The sequence below is a fragment of the Streptococcus gordonii genome (assembly GCF_001553855.1).
GTDB classification, from domain to species: Bacteria; Bacillota; Bacilli; order Lactobacillales; family Streptococcaceae; genus Streptococcus; species Streptococcus gordonii.
On the sequence record NZ_LQWV01000002.1, the window covers coordinates 72,591 to 90,365 of the forward strand.

Genomic DNA, 17,775 nt, shown 5'->3' on the forward strand with positions numbered 1-17,775 from the left:
GGAACATGTATATGTTTAAATCTCGTATGTTAGATGCTATCAAGCAATCTTATTTTATTCCGCCCATTTGGTTGGCTATCTTGATTGCTATTGGTTTTGTTTATGGAGGACAATATCTCGGAGCATTTTCTATGTTTCCGATTGGAATTCTTATGTATATGTTGACTAGTACTTCAAATCCTACTGTTGAGGGATCATCTAATAGTAACTTTTTGGTTTTTTGGAATCAGTTTAGTCTATCTTTTGAACTTTTTGTTTTTTTCTTTACCGGTCTTGTTGTTTTCCTCTGGGTTCGGTATCTTGAGAAGCGTCCTTTTTCTAGTCTGGGATTTTATAAACAAGACTGGTTCAAAAATCTCCTCAAAGGCTTCCTTATTGGAGCAGTTCAGTTTTCAATGGTTGTGGCCTTGCTTTTGGTAACGGGGACAGGTAGCTTAAAATTTGGTCAGATTAATTTGCAGTCTTTGAGTTTTGTTGTAGCTATCATTCCTTTCTGGATTCTCCAAGGTTGGCCAGAAGAGCTAGTGACGCGTGGATGGCTCTTTCCTATGGTTAGCGCTAAGTCAAATATCTTCATTGGTATCTTGATTTCCAGTGCTCTATTTGCGGCTCTGCCTCTCTTTAACTCTGGTGTGACCATCCTTCCGATTATCAATATCGTGCTTTATGGCGTCTTTGCTTGTTTCCTCATGATCAAGTATGACAATATGTGGGTGCTGGCTGGCTTGCACGGCGCTTGGAATTTTGTGCAAGGAAATATCTATGGTATTCAGGTCAGTGGTCAAGTAGTATCTACCTCAATCTTGAACTATAGCTCAAAATCTTCTGTGGATTTGCTATCCGGCGGAGCTTTTGGTGCTAAAGGATCTATTTTTGCAAGTATCGTCCTGATTGGTTGCATTGTCTATCTTTACTGGTCACTCAAGAAAGAAAATCGCCTGCCTCAAGCGCTGATCTTTAAGAAATAACCATTTCGCCCAGTTGAGCTGGGCCTTTTTTATGTCTTTTAAATAGAGGTATGACAAGAGACAGACGATGGTAGAAGCATGGACATTCTACCTACACCCAAATCCAGAGAAAATAGGGCAAATATGGTAAAATGATAGAAGCACAATTTGAGGAATAAAAGATGATTAACAGAATAACAGATAATAAATTTGAATTGGTTTCTAAGTATGAGCCTTCAGGAGATCAGCCCCAGGCTATCGAGCAACTGGTGGATAATATTGAGGGTGGCGAGAAAGCTCAGATTCTCATGGGGGCGACTGGTACTGGTAAGACCTATACCATGAGTCAGGTTATCGCTCAGGTCAACAAGCCGACTCTGGTTATCGCCCATAATAAAACGCTGGCCGGCCAGCTGTATGGTGAGTTCAAGGAGTTCTTCCCCAATAACGCGGTGGAATACTTCGTTTCCTACTATGATTACTACCAGCCTGAAGCTTATGTGCCTTCCAGCGATACTTATATCGAAAAGGATAGCTCGGTCAATGACGAGATTGACAAGCTCCGTCACTCAGCGACATCGGCCCTCTTGGAGCGCAATGATGTGATTGTCGTGGCTTCGGTCTCTTGTATCTATGGTCTGGGATCGCCTAAGGAATACTCTGATAGTGTGGTTAGCCTGCGTCCTGGATTAGAGATTTCCCGTGACAAGCTGCTTAATGATTTGGTTGATATCCAGTTTGAGCGCAATGACATTGACTTTCAGCGGGGGAAATTTCGGGTTCGTGGTGATGTGGTAGAGATTTTCCCAGCTTCACGGGATGAGCATGCCTTTCGGGTAGAGTTTTTCGGAGATGAGATTGACCGAATTCGTGAGGTTGAAGCCTTGACAGGTCGAGTCTTGGGTGAGGTGGACCATTTGGCCATCTTCCCAGCCACTCATTTCGTGACCAATGAAGACCACATGGAAGTAGCTATTGCTAAGATTCAGGCCGAGCTTGAGGAGCAGCTTGCTATCTTTGAGAAGGAAGGCAAGCTTCTGGAAGCCCAGCGCTTGAAGCAGCGTACGGAGTATGATATCGAAATGCTGCGCGAGATGGGCTATACAAACGGCGTTGAGAACTATTCTCGCCACATGGATGGTCGAAGCGAAGGAGAGCCGCCTTATACTCTTCTGGACTTTTTCCCTGATGATTTCTTGATTATGATTGACGAGAGTCACATGACTATGGGACAGATTCGGGGTATGTACAATGGCGACCGCTCTCGTAAGGAGATGCTGGTTAATTATGGTTTCCGTCTGCCGTCTGCCTTGGACAACCGTCCGCTGCGCCGGGAGGAGTTTGAGAGCCATGTTCACCAGATTGTCTATGTATCGGCTACGCCAGGCGACTATGAAAATGAACAGACGGATACTGTTATTGAGCAGATTATCCGGCCGACAGGGCTTCTGGATCCAGAGGTGGAAGTCCGTCCAACTATGGGACAGATTGATGATCTCTTAGGTGAAATTAATGCCCGTGTTGAAAAGAATGAGCGGACCTTTATCACAACCCTGACAAAGAAAATGGCTGAAGACTTGACCGACTACTTCAAGGAAATGGGTGTCAAGGTCAAGTACATGCACTCGGATATCAAGACCTTGGAGCGGACCGAGATTATTCGAGACCTGCGCTTGGGTGTCTTTGACGTTCTGGTTGGGATTAACCTACTGCGTGAGGGAATTGACGTTCCTGAGGTTAGTCTGGTGGCAATTCTTGATGCGGACAAAGAAGGTTTCCTCCGAAATGAGCGTGGTCTGATTCAGACCATTGGACGTGCTGCACGTAACAGCGAAGGGCATGTCATCATGTATGCGGACACCATGACTCAGTCTATGCAACGTGCTATTGATGAAACTGCCCGCCGTCGGGCGATCCAGATGGCATATAACGAAGAGCACGGCATTGTACCTCAGACAATCAAGAAAGAAATCCGCGACCTAATCAGTGTGACCAAGGCTGCCCTGCCAGACAAGGAAGAAACCGTCGAAATTGAAAGCCTCAACAAGCAAGAACGCAAGGACATGATCAAGAAACTAGAAGGACAGATGCAAGAAGCTGCAGGACTTCTCGACTTCGAACTAGCCGCACAAATTCGCGATATGATTCTGGAAATTAAAGCGATGGATTAAAAAATATAGTTAGTGCCAAAGTTGCCAACTAAGTTCTTAATTACATCTCTAGTCAATGAGTCACTATGTAAAAAAATAAGTTAGAGAAGTTTAAGTGGGGGAATTGAAGTGAAAAAGGATCTAATTAAACTAATACTTATTTTCTTTATTTCCATTTTTGTGATAGGCATGATACCTATAGTTCAATTAATTTGGGCATTTATGCCGACAAAACTTGTTACGAAAGAGGAGAAGCAGCATATTGAATATGTTGTGAATACAGCTTTTGAAGATGATTTAGGATTGAAGGTTAAGAAAATAGAGATTCCAACTTGGGTTAGTCATGTTACTTATCAATATTATGTAAAAGTTCAATTGACAGAAGGTGCAGACAAAATTTTAACTGATAAGTTAGAAGATAGGACTTATTCCTATTATGCTAATAGTGATGATAAACCATCTTCGATACTAACAAATCTTATCTTTTCTTATGTCTTAGATACAAATTCCCATCCTATGTTGAATACCTTATATTTTGATAAAGAGTCTGTTCTAAAGCCAGTGAAATTTAAGGAGCTGAGAACAGATTTAGATTATGATGTAACAGACGCCAAAAAGGAATTTTATCGAGATTTGGTTCAAATAAAAAAGAAACTAAAGTATAATCCTAAGACAGAGAAGTATGAAGCATCGGCAGAGGACATAAAGAAATTGAGAAAGGATATGATCCAATTATCAGAAAAGTATGGGGCTCAATTGAATTTGTATCTCAATCTGGAAGGTCGAATTCCTGATAATGCGACTCTAACTGACTATGTTGATTTTGCTAGCTTACCTAAAAATGTTCATGTAGTTGTTTGGGGAGAAAATGGGAAATTAGATAGCAATGGTTTTCAGGCAGAATAGTTTAGATATAGATATAATTTTTTGCATAAAACTAAAAATAATATAAAAAAGATTCATTCCTAAAAAAATTGACAATTCGAATAAAGTTTGAATATCTACTTAGAAATAAACAAGGAGCACACATGCGTTATGCACTTTTACTCCGCGGCATTAATGTCGGCGGGAAAAACAAGGTCGTTATGGCTGATTTGAAGAAGGATTTAGCTGGGTTGGGTTTTGAAAATCCAGTTTCCTACATCAATAGTGGCAATCTTTTCTTTGACAGCGAGGAACGGGAGGGGAGGATTCGGGAGATTTTGTCGGCTTATTTCACTCAGTCTTACGATTTTCCTCTGCCTTTTGTCCTTGTCAGCTCTGCTATGCTTCAAAAAGAAATAACTAATCTCCCTACTTGGTGGCAGGATGAAACAGCCTTTCGGCGAGATGTTCTCTTTTATTTGCCGGAGACAGATAGAGAGAAGGTTCAAGAGCTAGCAGGCGGCTGGGCAAATGACAAGGAGCAACTGCATTTTGGGCAGACGGCTTTCTTTTATAGCAATGCTGACCAAGTGGACTATCTCAAGTCAAACTACCATAAGAAACTGCTCAAGTCTAGTTTCTACAAGCAACTGACCATCCGAAACGGCAAGACTTTCCAGAAGATTGTGGAGTTGGTGAATGAGAAGTAAAACCAAAAAGAAAAATAAAAACAAAACAAAAGAAAAGAAAAAGTTCAGGTGAACAAGTTTATCCTTTGGTTGGAAAAGCATTGGATAGTAGAAGCTCTTTTAGGTTATATATTCTTTATAATGGTTGGTCTTGGCGTGGGATATTTAACATTTGGTAATGAGAGTATCCCTGCTCCGCTTCGTGAGTTTAGTTATATTAGCCCCTTGTATCTAAATTTGTTTCTTTTGATTACTTTCCCATTCTATTCTTGGTTTGGAAGCCTGAGAGGAGAGGAGCTTAACTCGCTGAAAGACGTTTCCGAATTTTTTGTCTATATAAATGGCCTAATTTTTCTTTTTCATTGTTTTGTAGGGATTAGATTGAAACACGAAAAAGGGTTTTTACCACCTTTAATCACTTTGGATTCTCGCTATGTCTGGTTTCCTATTGCTACCTATCTAATCTTTTTCTTCATTTCAGCGTTAACGATATTGATTTTAAAATATAATGAAAAAAAGAGGGAAAAAACATGACCAAAGAAAATTTAATAAAATTGTTTTCATTTAAAACACTCTATCTGGCCTTGCTAACCTTTGTCATTCTTCATTTGATTTTGTTAGCTTTTGGGCTATCCTTTACGCCGGTTTTGTGGAATAGTTGGTTTTTCATTCTTTGTTTAACCCTTTTCATCCATCCTTGGATAGTCTTTTTTAGAACAAGAGATCTTCAATGGTATCACCTTATTTTTCAATTATTCAGTGCATTGGTGGCACTTTATCTTTGGTTTGCAGCGTTCTTTGTTTTGTCAATCATCCCGAATCCAGCCATTCCCATCAATATAGACTATCATATACAAGATAAAGAAATCATCATTGTTAGAGGTTTTGTGGTCCATAGTACCTATGAACATCATGAATTGATCAATCCCTTTATCATGAAGTCAGAAGTAAAATATAACGAAGATATGTTTTAATAACTTAGAAAGTGAGTGAATCCATGTCACGTGCCCAAGAAACGATTTTAACTAATATTTGCCTTATAGAAGATCTCGAGAACGAACGTGTGGTTATGCAATACCGCTCTCCTGAGCGTAATCATTGGTCTGGCTATGCCTTTCCGGGTGGCCATATCGAGAAGGGGGAGTCTCTCCATGATGCAGTTGTTCGTGAGATTTTAGAGGAAACAGGTTTGACCATTCACCATCCAAAATTGGTCGGGGTAAAGAACTGGCATACGGATGATGGGATTCGCTATATCGTTTTTTGCTACAAAGCGACCGAATTCTCTGGTCAGATTCATTCGACAGAAGAGGGCGAGATTTCTTGGGTAGACAAGGATGCACTGCCAAAGCTAGACTTGGCCTACGATATGCTGGAACTCCTGCGTATGATGGAAGATGAGGAGTTGTCGGAATATTACTATCACGAGCGGATAGAAGGTGGTTGGCATAAAAGTATGTACTAAAAAGACTGACTAGGTTAGACCCTAATCAGTCTTTTTCTTGTTTACTCCAACAAAAAATCTAAATCCCTCAAAGCAGACTCCACATAATCCAGATCCTGCTGAGAGTCAGCTTGAATCAGGTGATAGTGAACTCCATCTGTCAGCTCAGATAAAGGACGGAATTGAGATTCTTTGACCTGTTGGAGAAAATGTTGGACATCGCGACGACAGGTCAGCTTCAGGTAAGTCTGTATTTCACCATAAACTGGATGCTCAATCAGAATATTCTGGACACGACCACCATTATCAACAATGGCTAACAGCTCAGCCTCAATGTCATCTATGCCATGTTTGATCTTGAATAGCCGATGAAAAGTAGGGGTGTCATCAGCTCCTTTGTATAGATAACCACGATTGGTTGAGAGAATAGAAGCGCCATCGGCTCTAAGTAAGGCAATATCTTGCACAATAATCTGCCTGGTAACATGGAAATGCTCAGCCAAAGCTTGACCATTGATAGCAACACTAGATTGTTTTAAAAGTTCTAATAATTTTTCTTTTCTTTGCTTTGTCATAGCTTCATTTTAAGACAAATAGGAATAAGTTGCAAGGCTTATCTAATTTTTTTCAAAGCTTGGAAAATAAAATCAGAAATCAAAAAGTCTACGATACTGTGAATAATAGTACCAAAGCCAACCAAGATAAACAATAAATAGAAAAGATTACCACTTGGATAAGCAGTGGAGCTGTAAAAAATAACGCAGACCACCACTTCCCCTAATGCGTGGATAATGGCCATTACAATATTGAAAATCCACTTCTTAATTGGATTATTTAAGGTTTCGGGAGCTTTCTTCAAGTAGATAGCCCCAAGGGTACCGAATACAATATGAGAGAAAGCACGTAGGACAATTACAAATGGATAACCAGCTATCAAAAAACCATAAGTAGATCCTAAAATGACAATCACAGTCATTAGAGGCGAGATAAACATAGCCAGAAAGATGGCGACGTGGCTCCCCAACGTATAAGAAGCAGGGGGGATGACAATTTTCAAGGGCATAACCATAGGAATGGCAATTGCTAAGGCAGTGAGCAAAGCGGTCATGGTTAAAAATTGATTTTTAGATTTAATTTTCATTACAACCTCCTTTTGGTGTATATACAGTAGTATAGTACACTGTTTTGTCAAGTAAGTCAAGAGGAATTCGAAGTAAGTCTTAGATCATTAGCCCGTGTTTTTCATTTATAACAAGGAATGGTATAATATAATGAAGAAATTTCATGAAAGAGGATAATCCATGAACGAAATAAAATGCCCCAACTGTGGCGAAGTCTTTACAGTAAATGAGAGTCAGTATGCTGAACTCTTGTCCCAAGTGAGGACAGCTGAGTTCGATAAGGAATTGCACGATCGCATGAGGCAGGAACTGGCTTTGGCTGAGCAAAAGGCCATGAATGAGCAACAGACTAAACTAGCTCAAAAAGACCAAGAAATCGCGCAGCTACAGAGCCAAATCCAAAACTTTGATACAGAAAAAGAACTCGCTAGGAAAGAAATAGAGCAGACAAGCCATCAGGCTTTATTGGCTAAAGACAAGGAAGTACAGGTCTTGGAAAACCAACTGGCTACCTTGCGATTGGAGCATGAAAATCAACTGCAAAAGACCCTCTCTGACCTAGAAAAAGAACGAGACCAGGTCAAAAATCAGCTTCTCTTGCAAGAGAAAGAAAATGAATTGTCATTGGCTTCTATTAAGCAGAATTACGAAGCCCAGCTCAAAGCAGCTAGTGAACAAGTCGAATTTTATAAGAATTTCAAAGCCCAACAATCTACAAAAGCTATCGGGGAAAGTTTGGAACAGTATGCAGAGAGTGAGTTTAACAAGGTTCGTAGTTTTGCCTTTCCAAATGCCTACTTTGAGAAGGATAACAAGGTCTCTGCGCGAGGCTCTAAGGGAGATTTTATCTTCCGTGAATGCGATGAAAATGGCATTGAAATCATTTCCATTATGTTTGAGATGAAAAATGAAGCGGACGGGACTGAGAAGAAGCATAAGAATGTAGATTTCTACAAAGAATTAGACAAGGACCGTCGCGAGAAAAACTGTGAATATGCTGTTTTGGTGACCATGCTTGAGGCCGATAACGACTACTTTAACACAGGGATTGTTGACGTCAGCCACGAGTATGAAAAGATGTATGTGGTTCGTCCCCAATTCTTTATTCAGTTGATTGGGCTTTTGCGAAATGCGGCTCTTAATTCTCTCAAATACAAACAAGAATTGGCCTTGGTTCGAGAGCAGAATATCGATATTACGCATTTTGAAGAAGACTTGGATGCCTTCAAAGTGGCCTTTGCCAAGAACTACAACTCAGCTTCGACCAACTTTGGTAAAGCAATAGATGAAATCGATAAGGCTATTAAGCGTATGGAAGAGGTCAAAAAGTTCCTAACCACATCTGAAAATCAACTTCGCCTTGCCAACAACAAATTAGACGATGTCTCAGTTAAAAAGTTGACCAGAAAAAATCCAACCATGAAAGCGAAGTTTGAAGCATTGAAGGGAGAGTGAGAAAGCAAACAATGTTTTTCTCTTCGAAAAATAAGGTCCTTCAGCTGGATCAGAAAAATATGGATTATCTGACTTTTGGTACGGGAAAGAAGTCTCTCGTTATCATACCAGGGTTGGGGGATGGATTACAGACGGTTAAAGGCATGGCTCTGATGTTAGCTTTAACTTACCGAGAATTTGCCAAAGTTTATAAAGTTTATGTTTTTAGTCGCATCAATAAGTTGCCAGAAAATTATACAACACGAAATATGGCAGCTGATGTAGCGGATGCAATGGATGCCTTAGGACTAAAAAGTTCTGCTGTTATGGGGATTTCCCAAGGCGGTATGATTGCTCAATGGATAGCTGTAGATTTTCCAGAAAAAGTTGACAGATTGATTTTGACAGTTACTACTGCGAAACTGAACAATCTTGGTAGGGAGCGGATTACTCGCTGGCTGAACCTGAGTCAAACAGGGACTTATAAAGAACTAATGTTTGATATTGCTAGTCACTCTTACACAACTAAATCCTTTGGAAAGTTTAAATTCCTTTATCGAATAATGGGAATCTTTGGTCGTATTAAAGATAAACAACGTATTGCTATTCAGGCTGTATCTTGTTTGAAACATGATAGCCTAACTGTTTTGGAAAAAATCAACTGTCCTACGCTAATCATTGGAGCAGAAGAAGATGATGTTCTAGGTGTAGAAGCTTCGCTCGAATTGCATCAGCATGTTAAAGGTAGCCAGCTCACTATTTTGCCAGAGTGTGGCCATGCACTCTATGAACAGCATAAGAATTTCCAAAAGAGAGTTTTAGTATTTTTAGAAAGTTAATCAATGAACGGTATTATCAACTTAAAAAAAGAAGCAGGAATGACCTCTCATGATGCGGTTTTTAAACTGCGTAAGATTTTGGGAACCAAGAAAATCGGTCACGGTGGGACCTTGGATCCGGATGTGGTGGGAGTTTTGCCCATTGCAGTTGGCAAGGCGACACGCATGGTTGAGTTTATGCAGGATGAGGGCAAGGTCTATGAGGGGGAGATTACTCTGGGCTATTCAACGACGACAGAGGATGCCGGTGGGGAAGTGGTCGCAGAGACCCCAGTTTTATCGCCCTTGGATGAAACCATTGTCGATGAAGCGATTGCTAGTCTGACTGGGCCTATCACACAGATTCCGCCTATGTATTCGGCTGTCAAGGTCAATGGTCGCAAGCTCTATGAGTATGCGCGTGCTGGTCAGGAAGTGAAACGTCCAGAACGCCAGGTAACTATTTATCAATTTGAGCGGACAAGTCCGATTTCTTATGAGGGCGAACTTGCACGTTTTACTTTTCGTGTAAAATGCAGTAAAGGGACTTATATCCGTACCTTGTCAGTTGACTTGGGAGAGAAGCTGGGTTATGCGGCTCATATGTCACATTTGTCACGGACTAGTGCTGCAGGTATGCGACTTGAGGATGCTTTGACCTTGGAACAAATAGCAGAGCGAGTAGCAGAAGAAGATTATTCTTTTCTCCAGCCGCTAGAACTGGGGATCGGGGATTTACTGAAAGTCGAGCTATCAGACGAGCAGGTTGAAGATGTGAGAAATGGTCGTTTTATCAGCTTAGTGTCAAATGAAGCTGAGCTAGCTGGTTTTTATGGAGAAAAGCTGGTAGCTATTTTAGAAAAAAGAAAAGACCAGTTCAAGCCTCGCAAGGTCTTTCTCTGATAATTTATGATAGAATATAAGAATGAAAACAATCCACATTTCAAATGAAAAAGATATCCAACAAACTCAGGATACTGTCTTAGTTTTAGGTTATTTTGATGGTCTACATAGGGGTCACCAAGCCCTTTTTGCTGAGGCACGTCAGATTGCAGCAGAAAAAAAATTGAAGGTTGCTGTGCTTACTTTTCCTGAATCGCCTAAGCTAGCCTTTGTTCGCTATCAACCTGATTTGTTACTTCATCTCAATAGTCCTGAAGAAAGAGAGCAACTGCTTGAAGCACAAGGAGTTGACTACCTTTATTTGATTGACTTTACCAGCTGTTTTGCAGGAAATAAAGCAAAAGATTTTTTTGAAAAGTACGTTAAGAGACTGAAAGCTAGAGCAGTTGTAGCTGGTTTTGACTATCATTTTGGATCAGATAAAAAAGAAGCTAAGGAGCTTAGTCAGTTTTTTGATGGCCAAATTGTTATCGTTTCATCGGTAAATGAAGATGATGAGAAAATCTCTTCTACTAGGATACGTCAAGCCATTAAAGAAGGTCGTGTTGCTGACGCTTCAAAATTACTAGGCTACCCATTATCAACTAGGGGAATTGTAGTCCATGGAAATGCTCGTGGTCGAACCATTGGTTATCCAACAGCTAATTTAGCACCACTTGATCGAGTCTTTTTGCCGGGAGACGGTGTTTATGTCGTCGAAGTTGAACATAATGGTGAACGTTACAAAGGTATGGCTAGCGTTGGAAAGAATGTCACTTTTGAAGGCGATGAACTTCGTTTTGAAGCAAACATTTTTGATTTTTCAAAAGATATTTATGGTGATACGATTAAAATATACTGGCTTGATAAAATTCGGGATATGGTGAAGTTTGATGGAATTGAAAGTTTACTCAATCAGTTAAAATCAGATGAAGTCATTGCACGTGCTTGGAAAGCATAAAAGAAGTATCTGGATATAAAAAGGTCTAGTCAAGCGCTTATATTTTTAGTATCATAGAGGAAGTTATTAAGAAATAAGAAGAGAAGCGCATGATTACATTATTTTTATCACCGAGTTGTACGTCTTGCCGTAAGGCGCGTGCTTGGCTGTTAAACCATGAAGTTCCTTTCGTGGAACATAATATCATGACCAGTCCTCTATCAGCTCAGGAGTTACAACACATCCTATCACTGACAGAAAATGGAACGGACGATATTATCTCAACTCGATCAAAAATTTTTCAAAAGTTAAACTTGGATGTTGAGAGTTTATCTATATCAGAATTAATAAAATTGATTGAGGAAAACCCTTCTTTGTTGCGTCGTCCAATTATTTTGGATGCCAAACGGATGCAGATTGGTTTTAACGAAGATGAAATTCGAGCATTTTTACCTCGCAGTTATCGTCAACAGGAACTTAGAGAAGCTACTTTACGAGCTGAAATTGAATAAGATATGAATAAGAACTATAGTTACCCACTAGATCTATCGTGGAGCACTGAAGAGCTTGCTTCAGTGCTTTCTTTTTTGAATGATGTTGAAAAGGCCTATGAGTCAAAAGTCTCTGCTCAGCAGTTACTAGGCTCTTATGCTGTCTTTAAGGAAGTTGTTCCCAGCAAGGCTGAAGAGAAAAGAATTGGCCGTGAGTTTGAAGCAGTTAGTGGCTATTCTCTTTATCGTGCAGTTCAAGCTGCTAAGAATACAGAGAAAGGAATGATTTCTCTTGGAAAATAAATTTGATTTTGCAAAAGATTTGGTTTATAAAGCTGGTGCCTATATATTGGAACATATGGAAGAAGGCTTGGAAGTCGAAGAAAAAACTTGTGCAACTGACTTAGTAACTCAGATGGATAAAAATGTTCAGGCTTTATTGGTATCTGAAATCTTGAAGCATTACCCTAATGATGCTATTTTCGCTGAAGAAGGTCAACTCAAGGAAGATATAGAAGTTGGCTCAGTCTGGGTGATTGATCCGATTGATGGCACGGCTAATTTCGTGGCACAGGGCTATGACTTTGCAGTGATGGTTGCATACTATGAGAACGGTATTGGACAATTTGGGATTATCTATGACGTTATGAGAGATGAAATGTATCACGGTGGTGGGCAGTTTGATGTCAAATGTAATGACAAAGTCCTGAAACCTTTTCGAAATCGTCCTTTAAAACGTTTCTTGATTGCTTCTAATGCTGGAATGCTAGAAAGAAATGACTGGGGAGTTGCAGATCTTACAAAGGACTGTCTTGGAGCGCGTGCCTATGGAAGTGCGGCTATTAGCTTCAGCCGTATTCTACAGGGGCGTTTGCTAACCTATATCACCTATCTATATCCTTGGGACTATGCTGCAGCGTCAATTTTAGGGGAAAAACTAGGCTATCAAGTGATGACTCTTGATGGAGCTAAACCCGATTATAAGACGAGACAAGGGATTATGATGCTTCCTAAAGAAAAAATATCTGAACTACAAGAATATATCTATCGCAGAGGAGAGAATTAAATGCGGTTTCCGACAGGTTTTGAAGAAAAATACCAGCGACTTTTAGGGAAAGAAGCCGCTTCTTTTTTCTCAACTTTTAATCAAGAGCCTATTTCAGCTTTTCGGACTAATCCTTTGAAAGAAGGGCAAATTACATTTTCTAATCCTATTCCTGGAACCAAGTGGGGGTATTATGGTAAGGTATCAGGAAAATCATCTGAACACGTAACAGGCCTAGTTTATTCGCAAGAGCCTGCGGCTCAAATGGTTGCTCAAGTTGCTCATCCTCATGAGGGCATGAGGGTTCTAGATCTAGCTGCAGCACCAGGTGGGAAATCCACTCATTTGCTATCCTATCTAAATAATACAGGCCTATTGGTTTCAAATGAAATCAACAATAAACGCTCTAAGATTTTAGTAGAAAATATCGAACGATTTGGTGCGAGAAATGTCCTTGTCACCAATGAATCAGCGGAGCGCTTGGCAAAAGTATTTTCATCATTTTTTGACTTAATTGTTTTAGATGCACCATGTTCTGGGGAGGGAATGTTTCGCAAGCAACCTGATGCCATGGACTATTGGTCACTTGACTATCCAGCTCAATGCGCTGCTCTACAAAGAGAAATCTTAGAAGATGCAGTTAAGATGTTGGCGAATGGAGGAGAGCTAGTTTATTCAACTTGTACTTGGGCTCCAGAAGAAAATGAAGAAATCGTAGCTTGGATACTAAATGAATTCCCTTTGGAATTGGTTGACCTTCCAAAGATTAATGGGATGACTCCTGGAATAGACTATCCAGAAACAGCTCGGATGTATCCCCATCGTTTCAAAGGGGAAGGGCAATTTGTCGCTAAGTTTCGGTTTGTTGGCGAACACAAATTGCCAAAGTTGAAGTCTGCTCGATCAAATTTAACTGCTGACCAGAGAAGCCTTTGGCAGACTTTCCAAAATGAACATTTAAAAGTAGAGATTAAAGGTGATTTACAAACTTTTGGCGATCAACTTTATCTATTGCCACTTGGTCTTCCTGATTTGTCAAAAATAAAAATAGCTCGTAACGGCCTTCATTTAGGTACTTTTAAGAAGAAGCGCTTTGAACCAAGCTTTGCTTTAGGTTTAGCCTTGCAACCTAGTGAAGTCAAGAATAAACTAGAATTAAGTCAGCAAGACTTTGAAGTCTATGTAGGTGGAGAAACTCTTCAAATTAAGGAATCTCTTCCTAATGGTTGGTATCAATTGCTTATTCATGGAAATGGATTAGGTTTTGCAAAATTAGCTAATCAAACATTAAAAAACTATTTTCCTAAAGGTCTTCGCTTTAGGTAAAAATCTTTTCAAAAATCTATATATATGATATAGTTGGAAATGAGGAGCAAATGCGGAATTGCAGGCTTTTCTGTCCAAACTAAAAGGAGATATAATTTGAGAACGAGTAAGAAAATAGCTTTAGGGCTGATAACCATTTTTAGTAGTTTTACTTTATCAGCCTGTGCTTCTTGGATTGATCGTGGAGAATCCATGACAGCCGTAGGTTCAACTGCATTACAGCCCTTGGTTGAGGCTGCAGCTGATGAATTTAGCTCCAACAATCTCGGAAAGACAGTCAATGTACAGGGCGGTGGTTCTGGTACTGGCTTGTCCCAGGTTCAATCTGGGGCGGTTGAAATCGGAAATTCTGACGTTTTTGCTGAAGAAAAAGAGGGAATTGATGCTTCAGCTCTTGTTGATCATAAAGTTGCTGTCGCTGGGCTAGCCGTAATTGTCAACAAAGAAGTTAGCGTTGATAACCTTACGACAGAGCAACTGAAAAAAATCTTTTCAGGTGAATACACTAACTGGAAGCAAGTTGGTGGAAAGGATTTAGAAATTTCCATTATCAACCGGGCAGCCAGCTCAGGCTCACGCGCAACCTTTGATAGTGTAATTATGGATGGTACTTCAGCTGTTCAAAGTCAAGAGCAAGATTCAAATGGGATGGTTAAGTCTATTGTTTCCCAAACACCAGGGGCAATTTCTTATCTAGCTTTTGCTTATTTGGATAATTCAGTAAAAACGATTAGTTTGAATGGAAATAAACCGACTACAAAAAATGTAGCCACAAATGCTTGGCCTCTTTGGTCTTATGAGCATATGTATACACTTGGTAAGCCGAAAGGCCTAGCAAAAGAATTCCTGGATTATATGCTGTCTGATGAAGTCCAAGAAGGCGTTGTTAAGGGAATGGGCTATATTTCCATCAATGATATGAAAGTTAGTAAGGATGCTGACGGAAATGTCACAAAGATAGAAGGAGATAAGAAATGAAACGTGAAGAACTAGCTAAGAAATTGCTATCATCTTCTAAAAATTCTCGCTTAGAGAAGTTTGGTAAGTATCTGACTTTTGCTTGTTTATCTTTGATTGTCATTATCGTTGCCATGATCTTGATCTTCGTTGCTCAAAAAGGTCTTTCTACTTTCTTTGTCAACGGAGTAAATGTTTTTGAGTTCCTCTTTGGCTCAACATGGAATCCTTCTGGCAAGGAATTTGGTGCCTTACCAATGATTTTGGGATCTTTCATCGTGACCATCCTGTCCGCTGTGATTGCAACGCCTTTTGCAATTGGAGCGGCAGTCTTCATGACTGAGGTATCTCCAAAAGGAGCTAAAATATTACAACCTGCTATTGAACTTTTAGTTGGTATTCCTTCTGTTGTCTATGGATTTATTGGTTTGCAAGTAGTTGTACCCTTTGTTCGTTCTATTTTTGGTGGAACTGGTTTTGGTATCTTGTCAGGTATCTTCGTTTTATTCGTTATGATTCTGCCGACCGTTACCTTTATGACAACAGACAGCTTACGTGCTGTACCGCGTCACTATCGTGAAGCTAGTTTGGCCATGGGTGCTACCCGCTGGCAAACCATTTGGCGAGTAACCTTGAAAGCAGCACGTCCAGGTATTTTTACAGCTGTAGTCTTTGGGATGGCGCGCGCATTTGGTGAAGCACTTGCTATTCAAATGGTTGTAGGAAACTCTGCTGTAGTTCCAACTTCTTTAACAACACCAGCAGCAACTCTGACATCTGTCTTGACCATGGGAATCGGAAATACCGTAATGGGTACAGTTGATAATAATGTTCTTTGGTCATTGGCTTTAGTTCTCTTGATTATGAGCTTGGCTTTCAACAGTGTGATTAAATTGATTACGAAAGAAAGGGGTAAGAAAAACTATGCACGCTAAGAAATTAGATAAATTAGCAACGAGCATTCTCTATACCATAGCAGGCATCATTGTGACCATTCTTGCCTCCTTGATTCTTTATATCTTGGTAAGAGGATTGCCACATATCTCATGGTCTTTCTTGACTGGCAAATCATCTTCTTATCAAGCTGGTGGTGGTATTGGGATTCAGTTATACAATTCCTTCTTTCTTTTGGTGATTACTCTGATTATCTCTGTTCCTCTTTCTATGGGGGCCGGTGTGTATCTTTCTGAGTATGCTAAAAAAGGTCCTGTGACAAACTTCATCAGAACCTGTATTGAGATTTTGTCTTCTTTGCCATCTGTCGTTGTCGGGCTTTTTGGTTATTTAATCTTCGTTGTACAGTTTGAATATGGATTTTCAATCATTTCTGGTGCCCTGGCTTTGACCGTGTTCAACTTACCACAGATGACGCGTAATGTTGAAGATAGCTTGCGCCATGTTCACCATACACAGAGGGAAGCAGGGCTAGCTTTAGGGATTTCTCGCTGGGAGACAGTGATTCATGTAGTTATTCCAGAAGCTCTTCCTGGAATAGTGACAGGGATTGTCCTGGCTTCAGGGCGTATCTTTGGTGAAGCAGCGGCCTTGATCTACACTGCTGGTCAGTCTGCTCCAGCTTTGGATTGGTCCAACTGGAACATCTTCAGTATCACTAGTCCAATCTCTATTTTCCGTCAGGCAGAGACTCTTGCGGTTCATATCTGGAAAGTCAACAGTGAGGGGACTATTCCTGATGCAACAGCTGTATCTGCTGGATCAGCTGCTGTCCTTTTGATTTTCATATTGATTTTCAACTTTGGTGCTCGCAAGCTCGGTAGCTACTTACATAAGAAACTAACCTCTGCATAAAGGAGAAGAAATGACAGAATACAATTGGAATGAAAAACATATCATTACTTTTCCTCAAGAAAAAGTAGCCTTAGAAACCAAGGATTTACACGTTTACTATGGTAAAAAAGAATCCATCAAGGGCATTGATATGCAGTTTGAAAAAAATAAAATTACCGCTTTAATCGGTCCATCTGGTTCCGGAAAATCAACCTATCTACGCAGCCTTAATCGAATGAACGACACCATCGATATTGCAAGTGTGACAGGAGAAATTCTCTATGAAGGAATCGATGTCAACCGTCCCGAAATCAATGTTTATGAAATGCGGAAGCACATTGGTATGGTCTTTCAAAGACCCAATCCTTTTGCTAAGTCCATTTATCGGAACATTACCTTTGCTCACGAGCGGGCAGGGGTTAAGGACAAGAAAATCTTGGACGAGATTGTAGAAACTTCACTCAAGCAGGCTGCCCTTTGGGATCAGGTCAAGGACGATTTACACAAGTCGGCTCTGACACTCTCAGGTGGTCAACAACAGCGCTTGTGTATTGCTCGAGCTATCTCTGTCAAGCCTGATATCTTACTGATGGATGAGCCTGCTTCAGCCTTGGATCCTATCGCGACCATGCAGCTGGAAGAAACTATGTTTGAACTCAAAAATAACTATACCATCATCATTGTGACCCACAATATGCAGCAGGCGGCACGCGCAAGTGACTATACTGGATTTTTCTATTTGGGAGATCTGATTGAATATGACAAGACGACCAATATCTTCCAGAATGCTAAATTGCAATCAACAAATGATTATGTGTCTGGTCATTTTGGATAAGGGAATTCCATGTTGATCATAACAGTGTATAAAAATTAAGGATA

The 17,775-nt window shown here is 40.3% G+C and carries 20 protein-coding genes and 1 pseudogene; 19 read left to right on the forward strand and 2 right to left on the reverse strand.

The features are described from left to right. Positions 1-11: 11 nt before the first annotated feature. From AWH02_RS01600 to AWH02_RS01630, 7 genes and pseudogenes are all read left to right on the forward strand, one after another. Positions 12-968, forward strand: a complete 957-nt coding sequence (locus tag AWH02_RS01600) for a CPBP family intramembrane glutamic endopeptidase (RefSeq protein ID WP_060553780.1) — start codon at positions 12-14, stop codon at positions 966-968. Between the two features lie 161 nt (positions 969-1,129). Beyond that, a complete protein-coding gene (gene uvrB, locus AWH02_RS01605) occupies positions 1,130-3,118 on the forward strand; it encodes an excinuclease ABC subunit UvrB (RefSeq protein WP_002904675.1) in 1,989 nt (662 codons plus the stop codon). A gap of 108 nt (positions 3,119-3,226) precedes the next feature. Then, on the forward strand, positions 3,227-4,003 hold the full coding sequence (locus AWH02_RS01610) for a hypothetical protein (RefSeq protein ID WP_060553659.1): 777 nt from the start codon (positions 3,227-3,229) through the stop codon (positions 4,001-4,003). 122 nt (positions 4,004-4,125) lie between these two features. Then, the gene (locus AWH02_RS01615; protein ID WP_060553658.1) at positions 4,126-4,671 is read left to right on the forward strand and encodes a DUF1697 domain-containing protein; all 546 of its coding nucleotides are present in this window, start codon (positions 4,126-4,128) and stop codon (positions 4,669-4,671) included. Further along, positions 4,661-5,218 (forward strand): annotated as a pseudogene (locus AWH02_RS01620) (hypothetical protein). The gene AWH02_RS01615 and the pseudogene AWH02_RS01620 overlap by 11 nt, the downstream one beginning before the upstream one ends. Then, positions 5,181-5,624: a hypothetical protein gene (locus AWH02_RS01625; protein WP_060553657.1), complete on the forward strand. Its 444-nt coding sequence runs from the start codon at positions 5,181-5,183 to the stop codon at positions 5,622-5,624. Before AWH02_RS01620 ends, AWH02_RS01625 begins: the two are co-directional and overlap by 38 nt. Before the next feature lie 23 nt (positions 5,625-5,647). After that, positions 5,648-6,115, forward strand: coding sequence for an 8-oxo-dGTP diphosphatase (locus AWH02_RS01630; RefSeq protein WP_060553656.1), 468 nt, complete (start codon positions 5,648-5,650; stop codon positions 6,113-6,115). A gap of 41 nt (positions 6,116-6,156) precedes the next feature. On the opposite strand, the gene AWH02_RS01635 is transcribed toward AWH02_RS01630, so the two are convergent. Both AWH02_RS01635 and AWH02_RS01640 read right to left on the reverse strand, forming a co-directional pair. Next, positions 6,157-6,669: a transcription repressor NadR gene (locus AWH02_RS01635; protein ID WP_045634892.1), complete on the reverse strand. Its 513-nt coding sequence runs from the start codon at positions 6,667-6,669 to the stop codon at positions 6,157-6,159. A gap of 38 nt (positions 6,670-6,707) precedes the next feature. Then, complete coding sequence (locus tag AWH02_RS01640) at positions 6,708-7,235, reverse strand: hypothetical protein (RefSeq protein ID WP_045634891.1); 528 nt, start codon at positions 7,233-7,235, stop codon at positions 6,708-6,710. 160 nt (positions 7,236-7,395) lie between these two features. Between AWH02_RS01640 and AWH02_RS01645 the strand changes: the two genes are divergently transcribed. The 12 genes from AWH02_RS01645 to pstB all read left to right on the forward strand — a co-directional run bounded on the left by AWH02_RS01645 (position 7,396) and on the right by pstB (position 17,731). Continuing rightward, the gene (locus tag AWH02_RS01645; RefSeq protein WP_060553655.1) at positions 7,396-8,670 is read left to right on the forward strand and encodes a DUF2130 domain-containing protein; all 1,275 of its coding nucleotides are present in this window, start codon (positions 7,396-7,398) and stop codon (positions 8,668-8,670) included. An 11-nt stretch (positions 8,671-8,681) separates the two neighbouring features. Next, the gene (locus AWH02_RS01650) at positions 8,682-9,488 is read left to right on the forward strand and encodes an alpha/beta fold hydrolase (protein ID WP_060553654.1); all 807 of its coding nucleotides are present in this window, start codon (positions 8,682-8,684) and stop codon (positions 9,486-9,488) included. A 3-nt stretch (positions 9,489-9,491) separates the two neighbouring features. After that, the gene (truB, locus tag AWH02_RS01655; protein WP_060553653.1) at positions 9,492-10,370 is read left to right on the forward strand and encodes a tRNA pseudouridine(55) synthase TruB; all 879 of its coding nucleotides are present in this window, start codon (positions 9,492-9,494) and stop codon (positions 10,368-10,370) included. A 22-nt stretch (positions 10,371-10,392) separates the two neighbouring features. Beyond that, on the forward strand, positions 10,393-11,310 hold the full coding sequence (locus tag AWH02_RS01660; RefSeq protein WP_060553652.1) for a bifunctional riboflavin kinase/FAD synthetase: 918 nt from the start codon (positions 10,393-10,395) through the stop codon (positions 11,308-11,310). Positions 11,311-11,399: 89 nt separating this feature from the next. Next, entirely contained in the window at positions 11,400-11,801 is a 402-nt protein-coding gene (locus AWH02_RS01665) for a Spx/MgsR family RNA polymerase-binding regulatory protein (protein ID WP_012000464.1), read from the forward strand. Positions 11,802-11,804: 3 nt separating this feature from the next. Continuing rightward, entirely contained in the window at positions 11,805-12,083 is a 279-nt protein-coding gene (locus tag AWH02_RS01670) for a UPF0223 family protein (protein WP_045773960.1), read from the forward strand. Continuing rightward, on the forward strand, positions 12,073-12,846 hold the full coding sequence (locus AWH02_RS01675) for an inositol monophosphatase family protein (RefSeq protein WP_060553651.1): 774 nt from the start codon (positions 12,073-12,075) through the stop codon (positions 12,844-12,846). The genes AWH02_RS01670 and AWH02_RS01675 overlap by 11 nt, the downstream gene beginning before the upstream one ends. Next, positions 12,847-14,151 (forward strand): RsmF rRNA methyltransferase first C-terminal domain-containing protein, encoded by a 1,305-nt coding sequence (locus AWH02_RS01680; RefSeq protein WP_060553650.1) that lies wholly within the window; start codon positions 12,847-12,849, stop codon positions 14,149-14,151. It begins immediately after the preceding gene. Between the two features lie 96 nt (positions 14,152-14,247). Next, on the forward strand, positions 14,248-15,129 hold the full coding sequence (locus tag AWH02_RS01685; RefSeq protein ID WP_012000468.1) for a phosphate ABC transporter substrate-binding protein PstS family protein: 882 nt from the start codon (positions 14,248-14,250) through the stop codon (positions 15,127-15,129). Then, entirely contained in the window at positions 15,126-16,043 is a 918-nt protein-coding gene (gene pstC / locus AWH02_RS01690; RefSeq protein WP_045502786.1) for a phosphate ABC transporter permease subunit PstC, read from the forward strand. Before AWH02_RS01685 ends, pstC begins: the two co-directional genes overlap by 4 nt. Continuing rightward, positions 16,033-16,917 (forward strand): phosphate ABC transporter permease PstA, encoded by an 885-nt coding sequence (gene pstA / locus AWH02_RS01695; RefSeq protein WP_008808748.1) that lies wholly within the window; start codon positions 16,033-16,035, stop codon positions 16,915-16,917. The genes pstC and pstA overlap by 11 nt, the downstream gene beginning before the upstream one ends. Before the next feature lie 10 nt (positions 16,918-16,927). Continuing rightward, a complete protein-coding gene (gene pstB, locus AWH02_RS01700; RefSeq protein WP_060553649.1) occupies positions 16,928-17,731 on the forward strand; it encodes a phosphate ABC transporter ATP-binding protein PstB in 804 nt (267 codons plus the stop codon). Positions 17,732-17,775 lie beyond the last annotated feature (44 nt).